The organism is Kocuria sp. CPCC 205235 (assembly GCF_040980905.1).
Taxonomy (GTDB): Bacteria; Actinomycetota; Actinomycetes; order Actinomycetales; family Micrococcaceae; genus Kocuria; species Kocuria carniphila.
The window spans coordinates 55,470-71,012 of record NZ_JAVKPR010000009.1; the positions used below are offsets into that span (position 1 = coordinate 55,470).

At 63.0% G+C, this 15,543-nt stretch carries 13 protein-coding genes and 2 tRNA genes; 5 read left to right on the forward strand and 10 right to left on the reverse strand.

The features are described from left to right. The first annotated feature begins 93 nt into the window (after positions 1–93). Positions 94–2,157 carry an amino acid transporter gene (locus RF638_RS08235; protein ID WP_368841743.1) on the forward strand — a complete coding sequence of 688 codons (2,064 nt, stop codon included), beginning with the start codon at positions 94–96 and terminating at the stop codon, positions 2,155–2,157. A gap of 75 nt (positions 2,158–2,232) precedes the next feature. Then, positions 2,233–2,934: a hypothetical protein gene (locus tag RF638_RS08240; protein ID WP_095797216.1), complete on the forward strand. Its 702-nt coding sequence runs from the start codon at positions 2,233–2,235 to the stop codon at positions 2,932–2,934. Here RF638_RS08240 and RF638_RS08245 read toward each other — a convergent pair. After that, positions 2,885–4,162, reverse strand: coding sequence for an MFS transporter (locus RF638_RS08245; protein ID WP_368841744.1), 1,278 nt, complete (start codon positions 4,160–4,162; stop codon positions 2,885–2,887). The two genes, RF638_RS08240 and RF638_RS08245, sit on opposite strands and share 50 nt — an antisense overlap. Before the next feature lie 245 nt (positions 4,163–4,407). Between RF638_RS08245 and RF638_RS08250 the strand changes: the two genes are divergently transcribed. Continuing rightward, positions 4,408–5,181, forward strand: coding sequence for an SDR family NAD(P)-dependent oxidoreductase (locus tag RF638_RS08250; protein ID WP_368841745.1), 774 nt, complete (start codon positions 4,408–4,410; stop codon positions 5,179–5,181). Further along, positions 5,132–5,242 carry a hypothetical protein gene (locus RF638_RS08255; RefSeq protein ID WP_368841774.1) on the forward strand — a complete coding sequence of 37 codons (111 nt, stop codon included), beginning with the start codon at positions 5,132–5,134 and terminating at the stop codon, positions 5,240–5,242. The genes RF638_RS08250 and RF638_RS08255 overlap by 50 nt, the downstream gene beginning before the upstream one ends. A gap of 194 nt (positions 5,243–5,436) precedes the next feature. Here the strand turns inward: RF638_RS08255 and RF638_RS08260 are convergent, their stop codons facing one another. Together RF638_RS08260 and RF638_RS08265 are read right to left on the reverse strand one after the other, a co-directional pair. Continuing rightward, a complete protein-coding gene (locus RF638_RS08260) occupies positions 5,437–6,198 on the reverse strand; it encodes a rhomboid family intramembrane serine protease (RefSeq protein WP_238663069.1) in 762 nt (253 codons plus the stop codon). 87 nt (positions 6,199–6,285) lie between these two features. Further along, positions 6,286–6,828 (reverse strand): peptidylprolyl isomerase, encoded by a 543-nt coding sequence (locus tag RF638_RS08265; protein WP_095797213.1) that lies wholly within the window; start codon positions 6,826–6,828, stop codon positions 6,286–6,288. A 165-nt stretch (positions 6,829–6,993) separates the two neighbouring features. On the opposite strand from RF638_RS08265, the gene RF638_RS08270 reads away from it, so the two are divergent. Beyond that, complete coding sequence (locus RF638_RS08270) at positions 6,994–7,857, forward strand: hypothetical protein (RefSeq protein WP_095797212.1); 864 nt, start codon at positions 6,994–6,996, stop codon at positions 7,855–7,857. A gap of 106 nt (positions 7,858–7,963) precedes the next feature. Here the strand turns inward: RF638_RS08270 and RF638_RS08275 are convergent, their stop codons facing one another. The 7 genes from RF638_RS08275 to gyrB form a co-directional block, all read right to left on the reverse strand. Continuing rightward, positions 7,964–9,259 carry an Nramp family divalent metal transporter gene (locus RF638_RS08275; protein WP_095797211.1) on the reverse strand — a complete coding sequence of 432 codons (1,296 nt, stop codon included), beginning with the start codon at positions 9,257–9,259 and terminating at the stop codon, positions 7,964–7,966. Positions 9,260–9,618: 359 nt separating this feature from the next. Next, positions 9,619–9,691, reverse strand: a tRNA-Ala gene (locus tag RF638_RS08280). A gap of 47 nt (positions 9,692–9,738) precedes the next feature. Continuing rightward, a complete protein-coding gene (locus RF638_RS08285; protein WP_315275654.1) occupies positions 9,739–9,861 on the reverse strand; it encodes a hypothetical protein in 123 nt (40 codons plus the stop codon). 39 nt (positions 9,862–9,900) lie between these two features. Continuing rightward, a tRNA-Ile gene (locus tag RF638_RS08290) sits at positions 9,901–9,974 on the reverse strand. 88 nt (positions 9,975–10,062) lie between these two features. Next, on the reverse strand, positions 10,063–10,590 hold the full coding sequence (locus RF638_RS08295; protein WP_095797210.1) for a DUF3566 domain-containing protein: 528 nt from the start codon (positions 10,588–10,590) through the stop codon (positions 10,063–10,065). Continuing rightward, positions 10,587–13,265 (reverse strand): DNA gyrase subunit A, encoded by a 2,679-nt coding sequence (gene gyrA / locus RF638_RS08300; protein ID WP_368629347.1) that lies wholly within the window; start codon positions 13,263–13,265, stop codon positions 10,587–10,589. The genes RF638_RS08295 and gyrA overlap by 4 nt, the downstream gene beginning before the upstream one ends. A gap of 78 nt (positions 13,266–13,343) precedes the next feature. Then, positions 13,344–15,419, reverse strand: coding sequence for a DNA topoisomerase (ATP-hydrolyzing) subunit B (gyrB, locus tag RF638_RS08305; RefSeq protein WP_095797208.1), 2,076 nt, complete (start codon positions 15,417–15,419; stop codon positions 13,344–13,346). Positions 15,420–15,543: the final 124 nt, after the last annotated feature.

Below are 15,543 nucleotides of genomic sequence, written 5' to 3' on the forward strand. Positions count from 1 at the left end.
AGGTATCACCCAGCGCTTGGGCGCATCCTGTGCCCCACGGAGGCTCGTTCCGTTGCAGAAACGCCGCGAGGCTCCGCGCTTCGGAGGATCATCATGGCCACTGCGATGTTTCGGCGATTCAGGACCTGGTTGTTCAACGACCAGCCGGATCCGGCCGCCTATCACGGGCCGCATCAGCGCCCGCGCGAGAGCACCCGGACCCGTCCGTGGTGGGCCGTGATGTGTCTGTCCGGTGTCGACTACTTCTCCACGCTGGGCTATCAGCCCGGCATCGCAGCGGTCGCGGCGGGTTCGCTGGCGCCCATCGCCACGTTGGTTCTGGTGCTCGTGACCCTGTGCGGCGCGCTCCCGGTGTATCGGTGGGTGGCTGCGGTCAGCCCTCACGGCGCGGGGTCCATCCGCATGCTGGAGAAACTGCTCCCGCGGTGGAACGGGAAAATTGCCGTCCTGGTGCTCCTGGGCTTTGCGTGCACGGACTTCATGATCACCATCACCCTGTCATCCGCGGACGCCGCAACCCACCTGGTGGACAACCCCGTGATGCCGATGCACGGCACCGGTGCCAAGCTGTGGATCACGTTCGGGCTGATCACGCTCCTCGCGGCGGTGTTCCTCAAGGGATTTCGCGAGGCCATTGCCTTGGCCGTGTTCCTAGTCCCGATCTATCTGGCCCTCAACATGGCGGTGATGGTCGTGGGGTTTCAGCAGATTTTGGCCCACCCGGAGTTCCTCGCCGGATGGACCACCGCGCTGACCACCCAGCACTCCAATCCCTGGATGGCCCTGCTCCTGACGATCGTGGTCTTCCCGAAACTCGCCCTGGGCATGTCCGGCTACGAGACCGGGGTGTCCGTCATGACACAGATCCACCCGGGATCCACCGCCGGCGGCGGCAGCGCTACCAAGGCCGCGCATGACGTCGTCGACGGCGCCGACCCCAGCGACACGACACAGTCGGCCGGCCGCGGTCGCGACCACCCCGGCAAAGCTGACCATCACAGTGTCGCGGGCAAGCACGGTGCCGTTGCCGGACGCATCCGAGGTGCCCGCAAGATGCTCACGCTGGCCGCCGCAATCATGGCCGTGATGCTCCTGTGCTCATCCATGGTCACCACGCTGCTGATTCCGCCGCAGGAATTCGCCGCCGGTGGCGAGGCAAACGGGCGCGCGCTGGCCTACGTGGCGCACGAGTACATGGGACCGGTTTTCGGCAGCGCCTACGACCTGTCCACCATCTTGATCCTGTGGTTCGCCGGGGCCTCCGCACTGGCCGGAATGTTGAACCTTGTACCCCGCTACCTGCCCCGTTACGGCATGGCTCCGGAGTGGACTCGCGCCGTGCGTCCGTTGATTCTGGTCTTCACGCTGGTGGCCTTCATCATCACGTGGATCTTCGACGCGGACGTGGATGCCCAGGGCGGCGCCTATGCGACCGGGGTGTTGGTGCTCATGACCTCCGCGGCGCTGGCGGTGACACTGTCCGCGAGACATCACGGGCGGCCGCGCCTCGCGTGGGGGTACGGACTGGTCACCGCGGTTTTCCTCTACACAACCATCGCCAACGTGGTGGAGCGCCCGGACGGCATCAAGATCGCGGCGGTCTTCGTGGTCTGCATTCTGGTGATTTCCTTCGCGTCCCGCGTGTGGCGCGCCTCGGAACTGCGCATCACGGATCTGCGGGCCGATTCTGCCTTGCGCGCCTCGATGGTCGCGGCACAGGGCCACGCCATCCAGCTGATCCCGCACAATCCCGACCCCTCCGACGCTGACGAGGACTACCGGGAGAAACTGATGACCGAGCGCCTGTCCCACGCCCTGGTGGAGGATGCGGACGTGTGGTTCGTGGAGGTCAAACTGCGGGATCCGTCCGATTTCTCCGACAAGGTGTCCTTGGTTTCGCGCACCGTAGGCTCACACCGAGTCATCCACGTGGACGGTTCCTCGGTCCCCACGTGCCTGGCGGGGGTGGCGTTGTGGATCCGTGACGAGACGGGCGTGCCACCGGATCTCTACCTCGAGTGGTCGTCAGGTTCACCCATCCGCAACTATCTCAGGTTCCTGCTCTGGGGCCAGGGCCAGACGGCGTCCATGGTCCACGAGATCTTGCGTCGCGCCGTGCCCGACGACGCCGCTCGCCCCGTTGTCCACGTGATGTAACGTGACGCGCGTGGTCTCGATCCCTCGGTCATCGGCAGTCGCTGATACCCCTCTTCTTGTCCGTGGTGAGCGCATATGACCATCCAGGAATATTTGGTCTCCACCCTGACCACCGCGGCGGGCGGCTTCGATCCCGCACCCATGCTCATCATGGCCGCCGCGTTGGGTGCCGGTGTGCGGCGTCGGCATGTTTTGGGTGCCACCACGTTGCTGCTGGGCGGCACGGCGCTCTGGGGTTTCGCGCTCACGCAATGGGTGGGGCGGCAATTGCTCGACATCCACTGGCACGAACTGGTCAGACAGGGCACCACGGCAGCGTGGATCGAACTCTCCCTGGGGTTGGCCCTTGCCGGTTATGTCGTGCTCAGAGTTCTTCGAGCGTCGCGTGACCGGGCGGAGGCTCGCGACGAGGATCGTGACATCGAGAAGCCCCGCTCAGCGTGGGGCCTGTACATCACTGCCGCGGTGTTCGTGGCCATTGTGATCTTCGATGTGCCGTTCGATCTGTTCGTGGCAGCGTCTGCGACCCAGGCTGCACCCGTCGCTGGAGCGGGCTGGGTGGCGTGGGCGCTCATCAGTCAGTTCCCGTTGACGTTGCTTGCCGTGGTGACGTTGGTCGGTCGGCAGCGCGGCGTGGCCGACACCATGACGCGGTGGTGGCGGGTCATCCAGCCCTATGCGTCGGTGGCCGTCACGGTGGCGCTGGCTCTCGCCGCACTGCTGTTGCTCATCGACTCGACGAAACTACTGGTGTTCGGCCAGTTCCTGGTTCCGTAATTTCCATTTCGACCGTGGTCCGGTGACGGCGCGCCAAGCCCTTCTGCCGTTTGGCCCCGTAGAGGGCGAGGAGCCCACCCACGATCACCAGGACGAACGCGACGAGTGCCGGCGAGCGGTAGCCGAAGCCCGCGGAAATTACCGCGCCACCCAGGACCGCGCCAATGGAGTTGGCCACGTTGAAGGCCGAGTGATTCAACGAGGCACCCAGCAACCGTGCTTCCCCGGCGGCGTCGATGAGCCAGCTCTGAATGGACGGCATGACGAATGAGTTGGCCAGACCCATGGCCAGTCCCGCCACGAAGATTCCCACAGGGTTGCCCACGAGTGCCCACACAGCCAGCATCACCAGGGCGAGCATCGGGAACCCGATGATCATGGATTGCTTGGGATAGCGGTCCGCGCTGATGCCGCCGGCGATATTGCCCACGGTCATGCCGATACCCACGGTGGCCAGTAACCACGGCACAGCCCCGCCGGGTAGGTATGCGAGTTCGCGACTCATCTGGGTGAGGTAACTGAAGATCGCGAAGAACCCACCGAAACCGATCGCGGCAATACCCATGACGATCCACACCTGCCCGTAGCGCAGTGCGGACATTTCTCCCCTGCGGCTGGACCCGGCAATGGGCCGCTGAGAGGGGACCGTGAACCACAGGGCAGCCACGGTCACCAGGAACACCACGGCCACGGCAACGTACGCCGCGCGCCAGCCATAAGCCTGACCCAGCGCGGTCATGGTGGGAACGCCCACCACATTGGCCACCGTGAGTCCGGACAGCGCGAGCGCCACACCCTTGGCCTGGTTGCCGGGGCCCATGACGTCCGCGGCGACCAGCGATGCCAGGCCGAAGTACGCACCGTGCGGCAGGCCCGCCAGGAAACGCATGACCATGAGGGTTTCGAATTCCGGCGCCACTGCAGAGGCCACGTTGCCCACCAACAGGGCCACCGCCATGACGAGAAGCATGGTGGTCCGGGACGCGCGAGCCACCAGAACAGAGATCAGTGGTGCGCCCACCACGACACCCAGGGCGTAGGCGCTGATCAACCAGCCCGCTTGGGCAATGCCCTGCTCGGGTGAGGCCGTGTACGTCTCCCCCAACATGTCCTGTGCGATCTGAGGCAACAAACCCATGGAGACGAACTCCGTACACCCGATACCAAATCCGCCCAGGGCAAGTGCGAACAGGGCGAACCTGCGGCGGGCGGGAGTCATCTCGGGCATACGGGCAGAACCTTTCGAGGGGTGGGTTTTGAGCACCGAGTATTGAGGTGCGTCTACAAGGGTGCCGGTTTTTGTTCGCCCCGTGAACTACTTGTGGTGCGATTCACCAAGAATCAGGCGCTCTCCGAGACGAAAATAGTAAGCAGTATTACTATTGGCATCATCACATTCAGAGCGGTCATGGCCCAGTTCAATGCTTAGGCCGTTCGAAGCCTGTCACCAGGCGAACTCCTTGGAGGAGTCTCATGAGCGCCCTAATGCTGGACAAGAAAAATGCTGTGATCTACGGAGGTGGTGGCGCTATTGGCGGTGCCATCGCACGAGTATTCTCCCGGGAAGGAGCGAGAGTCTTTCTCGCCGGTCGCACGCAATCCAAACTTGACGCTGTGGCCAGCGACATTGCCGCGGTAGGCGGTGCTGTCGAGACGGCCCAGGTGGATGTCTTGGATCCACAAGCCGTTAACGCGCACGCTGATGCCATTGCGGCTACGTCCGGGCGCCTCGACATTGCGGTCAACGCCGTGAGCATCATGCACGATCAAGGAAAAGTGCTGGCCGAACTCTCGGTTGAAGAATTCATGCATCCGATCGATGACTTCCTGAAGGCCAGCTTCATCACGAGCCAAGCTGTGGCACGCCACATGGGTGGCGACCGCCCCGGTGTCATCATTTCTCTGTCGGAACCCGGAGCCAAGCTGACGGTCGGCGGAATCCTGGGCCACGGCGTGAGCGCCGCCGGGAAGGAGGCCTTCTCTCGCCTGTTGGCCGCGGAGCTGGCACCCCGCAACATCCGGGTCGTGGACATCCGGCCTCATGCCGTGACCGATGCGCCGGAGGCCGATTCCTACACCCAGGAACTCTTCAAACCGTTCGCCGAGTCGGGTGGGCAAACCGTTCGCCGAGTCGGGTGGGCAAACCGTCCGGCAGTTCCTGGACGACGGCATGGCGCAAGCTACGCTGCTGAAAAGGCTGCCCACGCTCTCCGACGTTGCGGAGACAGCCGCGTTCCTGGCCTCTGATCGTGCGGGAGCCATCACCGGAACGGTCGTCAATCTGACGGGCGGGGTAATTGCGGACTGAACGTGTAATTCTCCCCAGCCCGTGTACGAAAGTTATCCACAGGTGTGGAGAACATTGTGCATATCCCGAACAACATGTACTCCACAGGGCTCCCAGAGCCTGGTTTTCCGGTATCCACAGGGTTGTTCACAGCTGTGGAATTACATGTTTGTAAGTTGTTAACAGGTGTGGACAACCCCTGTGGAGAACTCCGCTCAGCGACGCTTTCGCAGCCCCGGGAGCATCGTCAGCGACACGAGCGCGCCCACAATCAGTCCGCCCACGTGTGCCTGCCACGCGATACCACCCACCAAGAACCCGAAGGCCAGGTTGATCACGATGAGCACCACGATGGGCGTGATGTTGCGTTTGAAGTGGCGCATGAAGATGAACAGCGCACCGAACAGGCCGAAGACTCCACCGGAGGCCCCGATCACCAGCATGTTTGGCTGACCCAAGAACAGGACACCCAGAGACCCTCCGAGCACGGACAGCACGAACAGGACCAGCATCCGCCAGGATCCGAGCAGGGGCTCGAGCATCCGACCGAACAGGTAGAGCGTGTACATGTTCAACAGCAAGTGAATGGGTGATGGCATGGAGTGCACGAACCCGGAGGTGAGCATGCGCCACGGCTCGGACGTGGTGAGCACCGGGGCGTATCCCAGAATGGACGCCAGGTTGTAGGGAGTGGTCGCGTAGACCAGCCATTGGACGCCCCACACGGCCACGCACAGTCCGATGATGGTCCACGAGACCGGCATGCCGTCCCCGCGGCGTCGTCGTTGAATCCCGGGACCGCCGCGTCGCTCAGGCTGCTGCGGGCCGCGGGTCGGGTCATGCTGACCGGACGGGTGCTGCCCACCGGGACCACCTTGAGGACCCGAGATGTACTGGCCGTACTGCGGGGCAGGAACGGGCCGATCGCCCCACGGGTCTTGCCGGTCGTTGGGGTCCTCTTGAGGATTCTCGTTCATGTCTGCTCCCGTATATTCACTGGTCATAGCTACAACAAAGCCCACCCGATCAACGGGTGGGCTTTGTCTACGAAAAGACTATCGAGGTCAGAGCTGCTCGATATCGATGGAGGTGATCACGGCATCCTCCACGGGGCGGTCCTGACCGCCGGTACGAACGTTGTTGAGCTCGTCAACGACCTTCTTGGAATCCTCATCCACAACCTCACCGAAGATGGTGTGCTTGCCCTGCAGCCAGGTGGTGGGTGCGGTGGTGATGAAGAACTGGGAGCCGTTGGTGCCGCGACCGTTACGCAGACCCGCGTTGGCCATGGCCAACATGTACGGAGCGTTGAAGTTGAGTTCCGGGTGGATCTCGTCATCGAAGTTGTAACCGGGGCCGCCGATGCCCTGGCCCAGCGGGTCACCGCCCTGGATCATGAAGTCCTTGATGATGCGGTGGAACACGACGTCCTTGTAGAGGGGACCGTTCTGCTTCTCACCCGTGCGGGGATCGGCCCATTCCTGGGTTCCGTCCGACAGGCCGACGAAGTTCTTCACGGTCTTGGGTGCGTGGTTACCGAAGAGGTCCACCACAATGTCGCCGTGGTTGGTGTGGATGGTCGCCTTGTGCGTGGCAATAGCAGTCATGGTGTCATTGTGGCACGCTCCCCGGAGCGCGTCAGGGGCGCGGGGAGCCGTTCAGCGCACAGTGAAAAGCCCATGAATCCGCTGATTGAGCCCTCGTGAGCTACTAATAAGCCCGTATGCTGATTGTGGAGCTTTTTAATGTCACTACTTCAGGAGGGACACGTTATGAGCTTGTTCAAGAGCAAGAGCCAGAAGAAGGCCAAGCTGGCGCAGAAGGGTGCCGAGGCAAAGGTCGTGGACGCCGGCGCATGGCTGTCCAACGAAATCGGTCACTTGGGGACCAAGCTGCAGCACGGTGTCGAGACGGGCGCATCCGCCCTGGCCACCGGTGTTCAGTCTTCCGGCCCGTACGTTCAGGAGGGCCTGGGTAAGGCTCAGGAACTGGGCGGCACCGTGAAGGCACGCAGCGAGAAGGCCGCCGCTGCCGGTGCAGCCGCCGCCGCACCGCTGGCCGCAAAGGCCGCAAAGAACACCGCCAAGGGTCGCGCTGCGGCTCAGGGCAAGTACGACGGCGCCGTGGCGGCTCTGGCCGCCAAGGTCGCCGATGCAGACACCTCGGATCAGTTCGACGCTCTGGTCACCAAGCTCACCGGTGACAAGAAGACCGTCAAGCGCATCCAGAAGGCTGCCCGCAACTCCGCCAAGGAGTACGCCAAGAAGCAGAAGAAGGCTCAGGGCGGCAATAAGGGTCTGTTGATCCTCGGTTTGATCGCTGCCGGTGCCGTGGCCGGCGTTGCCGCATGGCGCGCTTCCCGCCCGGTCCAGGATCCCTGGAAGACCCCGGCCACCACGTCCCCGCGCGTGTCCGCTTCCCCGGTCAACAACTCCACCACCGTGGCCGCAGGCCAGGGTGCCAAGGTTGACGACATCAAGGATCCGACCGCTCCGGTGAACGATCAGGGCACCACTTCCCAGGCTGCTCACCGCGCATCTGACGGCGCCAAGTCCGTCGCCGAGGATGCCAAGCAGACCGTCAACGAGGTCAAGGAACAGATCAAGGGTTCCAAGCCCGAGGACAACAACAAGTGATCTGAGCCAGCTCCGCGCTAGCTAGAAACACAGCGACGCCGCCGGGCCCCGAGAAGGGGCACCGGCGGCGTCGGCGTTTAAGGCCGTGGGGCACGACCCGGTGTCGCTAGGAAAAGGCGCCCGAGACGGTGTCCCAGACTTGGTAAATGCCCAGGATGCCGAACAGCACGGCGCAGATGACGAGCACGGCGTTCGTGAACATGCCGTTGCGCCAGTTCTTGGGGGTGCGCGAGGTGTTGAGCAGTCCCAGCAGTGTTACGGCAAGGAACGGCATGAACAATGCGCCCAGCACGCCGTACAGCAGAATCAGGAACACAGGCCGGTCCAGCAGGAGCAGAAGCATGGGCGGGAATGTGAGCCACAGCAGGTAGAACTTGAAGTACTTGCCGCCGTTGCGGGTGTCCGGGTGGTCCTTGGGACGGTTGCGAATGTTGCCCCAGTAATCGGCGAACATGAGCGAGACGCCGGACCACACGCCCACCACCGACGAGAAGGACGCGGCCCAGAAGCCGATCAGGAAGATCACACCGATCACGTCGCCGTAGCGTTCGCGCAGCACGGCGTCGAGGTCGAGCAGGCCGCGGTCGCCGGCGCTGATGGCGTAACCGGCGGAGTAGAGCACCTCAGCACCCACGACCAGCATGGCGAGCACAAAGATGCCGGTAATGGCATATGCCACGGCGTTGTCGAGCTGCATGACGCGCATCCAGCGGGGCTGGTGCCAGCCCTTTTCGCGCAGCCAGTAACCGTACGCCGCGAGAGTGATGGTGCCACCCACGCCACCGGCGAGTGCGAGCGTGTAAACCACGCCGCCCTGGGGGATCACGGGGATCAGACCCTTGAGCATCTCGGGGATGTTGGGCAGCGTGATGATCGCCAGACCCACCATGACCAGGAACATGATGCCCACCATGGCGGCGGTGATTTTCTCTACCGCGGCATAACGCCCCATCCACACAATGCCAAAACCGATCAGGCCCATCATGATGGCCCAAGCCCACAGCGGCAGGAACGGGAACAGCGCAGCCAAGGGAAGTGCGGATGAAGACATAGCGGTCGCGCCATACACGAAGCCCCAGATGAGGATGTACGGACCGAAGTACCAGGACGTCCAACGCCCCAGCGAGCGCCAGCCCTCGAAGATCGTGCGGCCGCTGGACAGTGAGTAACGGCCCGCGCCCTCCACCAGAACGATCTTCATGATGGTGCCCACGACCACCGCCCACAGCAGCGTGTAGCCGTAGCGGGAACCGGCGGTCAGGGTTGCAACCATGTCTGCTGCACCCACACCGGTGGCTGCAACGACCAGACCCGGCCCAATGATGCGCCACTTTTTGATCCGTTCCAATTGCTCATGAGGATTCACCGATGGATCCGGCAGAAAAGGTGTTTTATCGCGCATTCGGCTACTCCACTGACTTGGCAATCATGAGGGGGGTCACAGCAATTGTTCGTCAGTATTTCACGCGTTAACTGTTCGGGCGGATTGATACACCACTGTGGCAAGGAGGTTCTGCAATGTTTCTTACGCCAACGCCGCTCGAGCAGCCCGCCCCGCAAACTGATGCACGTTAGAACCAGAAAATCGGGTTTTTCGGGTCGCAACGTCGATCCCTTTGCAGGCCGGGCGGCGGGAGCGGTTCTACCGTCGACCAGGGTGAACCCACCGCGCCGAGCAAGGCGGCGACGCCAACCAGGTTGCACCCGGCACCAAAAAACCTCCGGGCCCCTGTCCCAACAGGAACCCGGAGGTTTTGATTGTGGAGCCTAGGAGATTCGAACTCCTGACATCCGCCTTGCAAAGGCGGCGCTCTACCAACTGAGCTAAGGCCCCGTATTTATTTGCGGCTCACCAGCAGGTGAGCCAAATCCCTTGACCGTTCAGTCGACGGGATCCACAGCTGAGTCCCATGCTTCGCGTTTGGCTTCTGCCTCGCGCCAAGCCTTGAAAGCTGCGACGGACAGACCTGCAAGTGCAGCCAGTGCTGCAATTCGTGCCTTCATCGCTACCTCCACACGATTTTACTCGTGAACTCAGTTGAGTGGGCGTACCAGGAATTGAACCTGGGACCTCTTCGTTATCAGCGAAGCGCTCTAACCGTCTGAGCTATACGCCCGTAGCACGGTCGACCAACAAGCTAACTTCTTGGTTGACCGAGCTGAAACTTTACCGGAGGTTTCCCCCGGCGCCAAATCGTGGACCGATCAGTCGTCGGTCAGGGTCACCCCGATACCGCCGATCAGTGCGGCCGCAATGTTGTACAACAGAGCTCCCAGCACGGACAGTGCGGTCAGCAAAATCACGTTGACCACGGAGATGATCGTCGCGAACAGCGCCACGTTGCCCAGGGAGAGGAATTCCTTGATGTCCGTGCCGCCGGCGTTGCCGCCAAGCATCGACAGCATCTCGTTGATGCCGTCGAACAGGCCGGTGAGGTTCAGCACGAGCCACAGCACCAGCGATGCCACGACCGTGATGATGCCCAGTGCAACGGAGAGCAGGAACGCGAGCTTGAGCACCGACCAGGTGTCGACCTTGGAGACCACGAGCCGCGCGCGGCGCACCTTGGCGCGGGGTGCGGGGCGAACCAGTCCCTTGTTGGACTGGTTCTGAGGCTTCTTCGCAGCGGGCGTGGCCTGCTTCTTCTCCGCGGTTGTGGTGCCGCCCTTGGCGGGACTCACCGAAGAGTTCTTCGCGGGCTTGGCGCCCTTTGAGGCTGAGCTTGCACTCATGCTTCACCTCCGTTGTCGTTGTTTTCCAACGCTACTGCATCGTCCGAGGTTGCCTCGACATCAATGCCCTGGTCCGCTGCGTCTTCCTGAGCTTCCTCGGGGACGACGTCGCCGCCCTCCTCCGCCTCGGAATCAACCTTTTTCTCGATCTCTCGTTCGGCGTTGTGAGCAACTCCGACAATGTGATCCGAGGGACCAGGTTTGGCGAAGATCACGCCCATCGTGTCGCGCCCGCGAGCGGGAACCTCTGCCACGTTGGAACGGACCACCTTGCCACCGGACATGACCACGAGGACCTCGTCCGCTTCACCCACGATCAGACCGCCCACCAGGCCACCGCGATCATCGGCAAGCTTGGCGACCTTGATGCCCAGGCCACCGCGGCCCTGCACGCGGTACTCGCTGACCGCGGTGCGTTTGGCGTAGCCACCCTCGGTCACCACGAACACGTACGCGTCGTCGGTAACCACGTTAGCGGACAGCAACTCGTCACCGTCGCGGAATTTCATGCCGGTTACACCGGAGGTCGCGCGACCCATGGGACGCAGGGCGTCGTCGTCGGCGGTGAAACGCAACGATTGGCCCAGGCGCGAAATCAGCATGATGTCGTTCGCGGGAGTGGCAAGCATGGCCAAGACCAGCTCGTCGTCGTCGCGCAGGTTGATGGCGATCACGCCAGCGGTGCGGTTGGTGTCATAGTCCGAGAGGCGCGACTTCTTGACCAGGCCGCGGCGGGTGGCCAGCACCAGGTACGGAGCGTCCTGGTAGGTGCGCAACTGCATGACCTGCGCGATGCGCTCGTCCGGCTGGAACTCCAGCAGGTTGGCCACGTGCTGGCCCTTGGCGTCGCGGCCGGCTTCGACCAGCTCGTACGCCTTGGCGCGGTATACGCGACCGAACGTGGTGAAGAACAGGATCCAGTTGTGCGTGGTCGTGACGAAGAAGTGCTCCACCACGTCACCGCCGCGCAACTGCGCGCCCTTGATGCCACGGCCACCGCGGTGCTGCGAGCGGTACTCGTCCGAGCGGGTGCGCTTGACGTACCCGTCGCGAGTGATGGTGACGACCACTTCCTCTTCGGGAATGAGGTCTTCCATGGACATGTCGCCGTCGTAACCGAAGAGGATCTCGCTGCGGCGATCGTCACCGTAGTGGTTAACGATCTCAGCGAGCTCCTCTGAGATGATCTCGCGCTGGCGGTCTTCGGACGCGATGATCGCCTGGTACTCCGCGATGAGTCGCTCGAGCTCCGCGTGGCGATCCTGGATCTTCTGACGTTCCAGGGCGGCCAAGCGGCGCAACTGCATGTTGAGGATCGCCTGGGCCTGGGGCTCGTCGATGTCGAGCAGCTCCATGAGCCCGTTGCGGGCTTCTTCCACGGTGGGAGAACGGCGGATCAGTGCGATGACTTCGTCCAGAGCGTCCAGTGCCTTGAGGAGCCCGCGCAGGATGTGTGCTTCTTCCTCGGCCTGCCTGAGGCGGTACCGGGTGCGACGCACAATGACTTCCATCTGGTGCGTGACCCAGTGGTGCACGAACGCATCGAGGGACAGGGTGCGCGGCACACCGTCCACGAGCGCCAGCATGTTCGCGGAGAAATTCTCCTGCAGCTGGGTGTGCTTGTAGAGGTTGTTGAGCACCACCTTGGGAACGGCATCGCGCTTGAGCACGATCACCAGGCGCTGACCGGTACGACCGGAGGTCTCGTCGCGCATGTCCGCGATGCCCTGCACGCGGCCGTCCTTGACGAGGTCAGCGATCTTCACGGCCAGGTTGTCCGGGTTCACCTGGTACGGCAACTCGGTGATCACCAGGCACGTGCGACCGTGGATCTCCTCCACATTGACCACCGCGCGCATGGTGATGGACCCGCGACCGGTGCGGTAAGCGTCCTCGATGCCCTTGTGCCCCAGGATCTGAGCTCCCGTGGGGAAGTCCGGACCCTTGACCCGCTTGATGAGCTCTTCGAGCAGGGTCTCGCGATCCACGGTGGGGTTCTTGAGGTACCACTGCACGCCGTCCGCCACCTCGCGCAGGTTGTGCGGCGGAATGTTGGTGGCCATACCCACGGCAATGCCGGAGGAACCGTTGACCAGCAGGTTGGGAAAGCGCGCCGGCAGGACGGTGGGTTCCTGCTGCTTGCCGTCGTAGTTGTCCTGGAAATCCACGGTGTCCTCGTGGATGTCCCGGACCATCTCCATGGCCAGCGGCGCCATCTTGGTCTCGGTGTAACGCGGGGCCGCAGCGCCGTCATTACCGGGCGAACCGAAGTTACCCTGGCCCAGCGCGAGCGGGTAGCGCATGATCCAGCCCTGGATCAGACGCACCAGGGCGTCGTAGATCGCGGAGTCACCGTGCGGGTGATAGTTACCCATCACGTCGCCGACCACGCGCGCGCACTTGTTGAAAGAACGCTCGGGGCGGTAACCGCCGTCGAACATCGTGTAGATCACGCGGCGGTGCACGGGCTTCAAACCGTCGCGCACGTCCGGCAGCGCACGGCCCACGATCACGGCCATGGCGTAGTCCAGGTACGAGCGCTGCATCTCGGTCTGCAGGTCCACCTGCTCCACGTGGTCGCCGCTGCTCACGACGACGGCGCCCTCGTTCGTTTCGAACTCAGCCGAGTTCTCGGGGTCGACCGGGACGTTTCCGTCCGGAGTCTCGTCACTCATGCGTTGCTATCCGTTTCTTCTCAGATCCCACAATTCACCGTTCATGCCGCATACGGAATATGCGGTCGACATCATGTACTAGATGTCGAGGAAGCGAATGTCTTTGGCGTTCTGCTGGATGAATTCTCGGCGGGACTCCACGTCCTCGCCCATGAGCACGGAGAACACCTGGTCAGCCGCAGCGGCGTCGTCCATGGTGACCTGCAACAGCGTGCGGTGCTGCGGGTCCATGGTGGTGTCCCACAGCTCGGTGTAATCCATCTCGCCCAGACCCTTGTAGCGCTGGATACCGTTGTCCTTGGGCAGACGCCGGTTGTTGGCCAGGCCATTGGCCACGGCCTGGTCACGCTCGGCGTCCGAGAACACGTACTCGTGAGCGGCGTTGGACCACTTGATGCGGTACAGCGGCGGCTGCGCGAGGTACACGTACCCGTGCTCGATGAGCGGGCGCATGAACCGGAACAACAGCGTGAGCAGCAGCGTGGTGATGTGTTGGCCGTCCACATCCGCATCCGCCATGAGCACGATCTTGTGATAGCGCGCCTTCTCGATGTCGAAGTCGTCGCCGATGCCCGCGCCGAACGCGGTGATCATGGACTGCACCTCGGCGTTGGACAGCGCACGGTCCAGGCGCGCCCGCTCCACGTTCAGGATCTTGCCGCGCAACGGCAGGATGGCCTGGTGTGCGGGATCGCGACCCTGCACGGCCGAACCACCCGCGGAGTCACCCTCCACCAGGTAAATCTCGGACAGGGTGGGGTCCTTGGACGAGCAGTCCTTGAGCTTGCCCGGCATGCCACCGGACTCCAGCAGACCCTTGCGGCGCGTGGTCTCACGTGCCTTACGCGCGGCCAGGCGCGCCTGGGACGCGTAGATCGCCTTGCGGATGATCTCCTTGGCCGAGGACGGGTTGCGTTCGAGCCAGTCACCGAACAGGTCGAACATCTCGCGCTGCACGAAGGTCTTGGCCTCGGAGTTGCCCAGCTTGGTCTTGGTCTGACCCTCGAACTGGGGTTCGCCCAGCTTGATGGACACCACCGCGGTCAGGCCCTCACGGACGTCGTCGCCGGTGAGGTTCTCATCCTTGTCGCGCAGCAGCTTGTTCTCACGCGCGTAGCGGTTGATCAGCGTGGTCAGCGCGGAGCGGAAGCCCTCTTCGTGCGTGCCGCCCTCGTGGGTGTTGATCGTGTTGGCGTAGGTGTGCACCGACTCCGTGAACGCGGTGGTCCACTGCATGGCCAGTTCCAACGACATTTTCTTGTCTTCGTCTTCCACTTCCAACGCAATGACGTCGTCGTGGATCAGATCCGCTTTCTTGGAAGCGTTCAAGAAGGTCACGTAGTCCAGCAGACCGCGGTCGTACTTGTAGACAACCTGCAGGTCACCGTTCTGGTTGGTGTGGGTCTCTCCATACGCGGCATTGACGGTGCCGCCGTCCTGACCCTCTACCGGTTCCTCTTCGGTGACCTTGTTATCGGACCCCGCGATCTCTTCGCCCGTTTCATCCTGGCGGCGCTCGTCCGTGAGAGTGATACGCAGGCCCTTGTTCAGGAAGGCCATCTGCTGGAAGCGAGCGCGCAACGTCTCGAAGTCGAAGTCAACGGTTTCGAAGATCTCGGCGTCCGGGTAGAACGTCTGGGTGGTACCGGTGTCCTCGGTGGCCTCGCCTTTTTCGAGCTGACCCTGCGGCACGCCTCCGTTGGCGAAGTTCATGCGCCATTCAAAACCTTGACGGCGCACCACGGTGTTCACTCGGGACGACAACGCATTCACCACGGAAATACCCACACCGTGCAGACCGCCGGAGACGGCGTACCCGCCGCCGCCGAACTTGCCGCCGGCGTGCAGGATGGTCATGACCACTTCAACGGTGGGCTTGCCCTCGCTGGGGTGCATGTCCACGGGGATACCGCGACCGTTGTCGGACACGCGCACACCGCCGTCTGCCTGCAGCGTGATCTCGATGTGATCGCAGTAGCCGGCGAGTGCCTCGTCAACCGAGTTGTCGACCACTTCGTACACCAGGTGGTGCAGTCCGCGAGGCCCGGTGGAGCCGATGTACATCCCCGGACGTTTCCTGACGGCCTCCAGGCCTTCCAGAACGGTGATATCGCTGGCACCGTATTCGTGCTGTAGGGGATCCTCTGTAGCCACGGGGTCTCCGGTCCTCCTGCGTAATCGACGTAGATCGATTGGTCGGCCCGCATGAATACAGCCGATGAGACAGCGCGCGGCTCATCGGCTGGCGGGACAAAAAGATCTTGTTACCGCAATTCTA

Excerpts from the sequence above, each read along its gene's own strand:
- RF638_RS08245 (WP_368841744.1), bottom strand. The coding sequence starts at position 4,162 with ATGCCCGAGATGACTCCCGCCCGCCGCAGGTTCGCCCTGTTCGCACTT.
- RF638_RS08235 (WP_368841743.1), top strand. The coding sequence starts at position 94 with ATGGCCACTGCGATGTTTCGGCGATTCAGGACCTGGTTGTTCAACGAC.
- RF638_RS08270 (WP_095797212.1), top strand. The coding sequence starts at position 6,994 with ATGAGCTTGTTCAAGAGCAAGAGCCAGAAGAAGGCCAAGCTGGCGCAG.
- gyrA (WP_368629347.1), bottom strand. The coding sequence starts at position 13,265 with ATGAGTGACGAGACTCCGGACGGAAACGTCCCGGTCGACCCCGAGAAC.
- RF638_RS08295 (WP_095797210.1), bottom strand. The coding sequence starts at position 10,590 with ATGAGTGCAAGCTCAGCCTCAAAGGGCGCCAAGCCCGCGAAGAACTCT.
- RF638_RS08240 (WP_095797216.1), top strand. The coding sequence starts at position 2,233 with ATGACCATCCAGGAATATTTGGTCTCCACCCTGACCACCGCGGCGGGC.
- RF638_RS08250 (WP_368841745.1), top strand. The coding sequence starts at position 4,408 with ATGAGCGCCCTAATGCTGGACAAGAAAAATGCTGTGATCTACGGAGGT.
- RF638_RS08275 (WP_095797211.1), bottom strand. The coding sequence starts at position 9,259 with ATGCGCGATAAAACACCTTTTCTGCCGGATCCATCGGTGAATCCTCAT.
- RF638_RS08285 (WP_315275654.1), bottom strand. The coding sequence starts at position 9,861 with ATGAAGGCACGAATTGCAGCACTGGCTGCACTTGCAGGTCTGTCCGTC.
- RF638_RS08265 (WP_095797213.1), bottom strand. The coding sequence starts at position 6,828 with ATGACTGCTATTGCCACGCACAAGGCGACCATCCACACCAACCACGGC.
- RF638_RS08260 (WP_238663069.1), bottom strand. The coding sequence starts at position 6,198 with ATGAACGAGAATCCTCAAGAGGACCCCAACGACCGGCAAGACCCGTGG.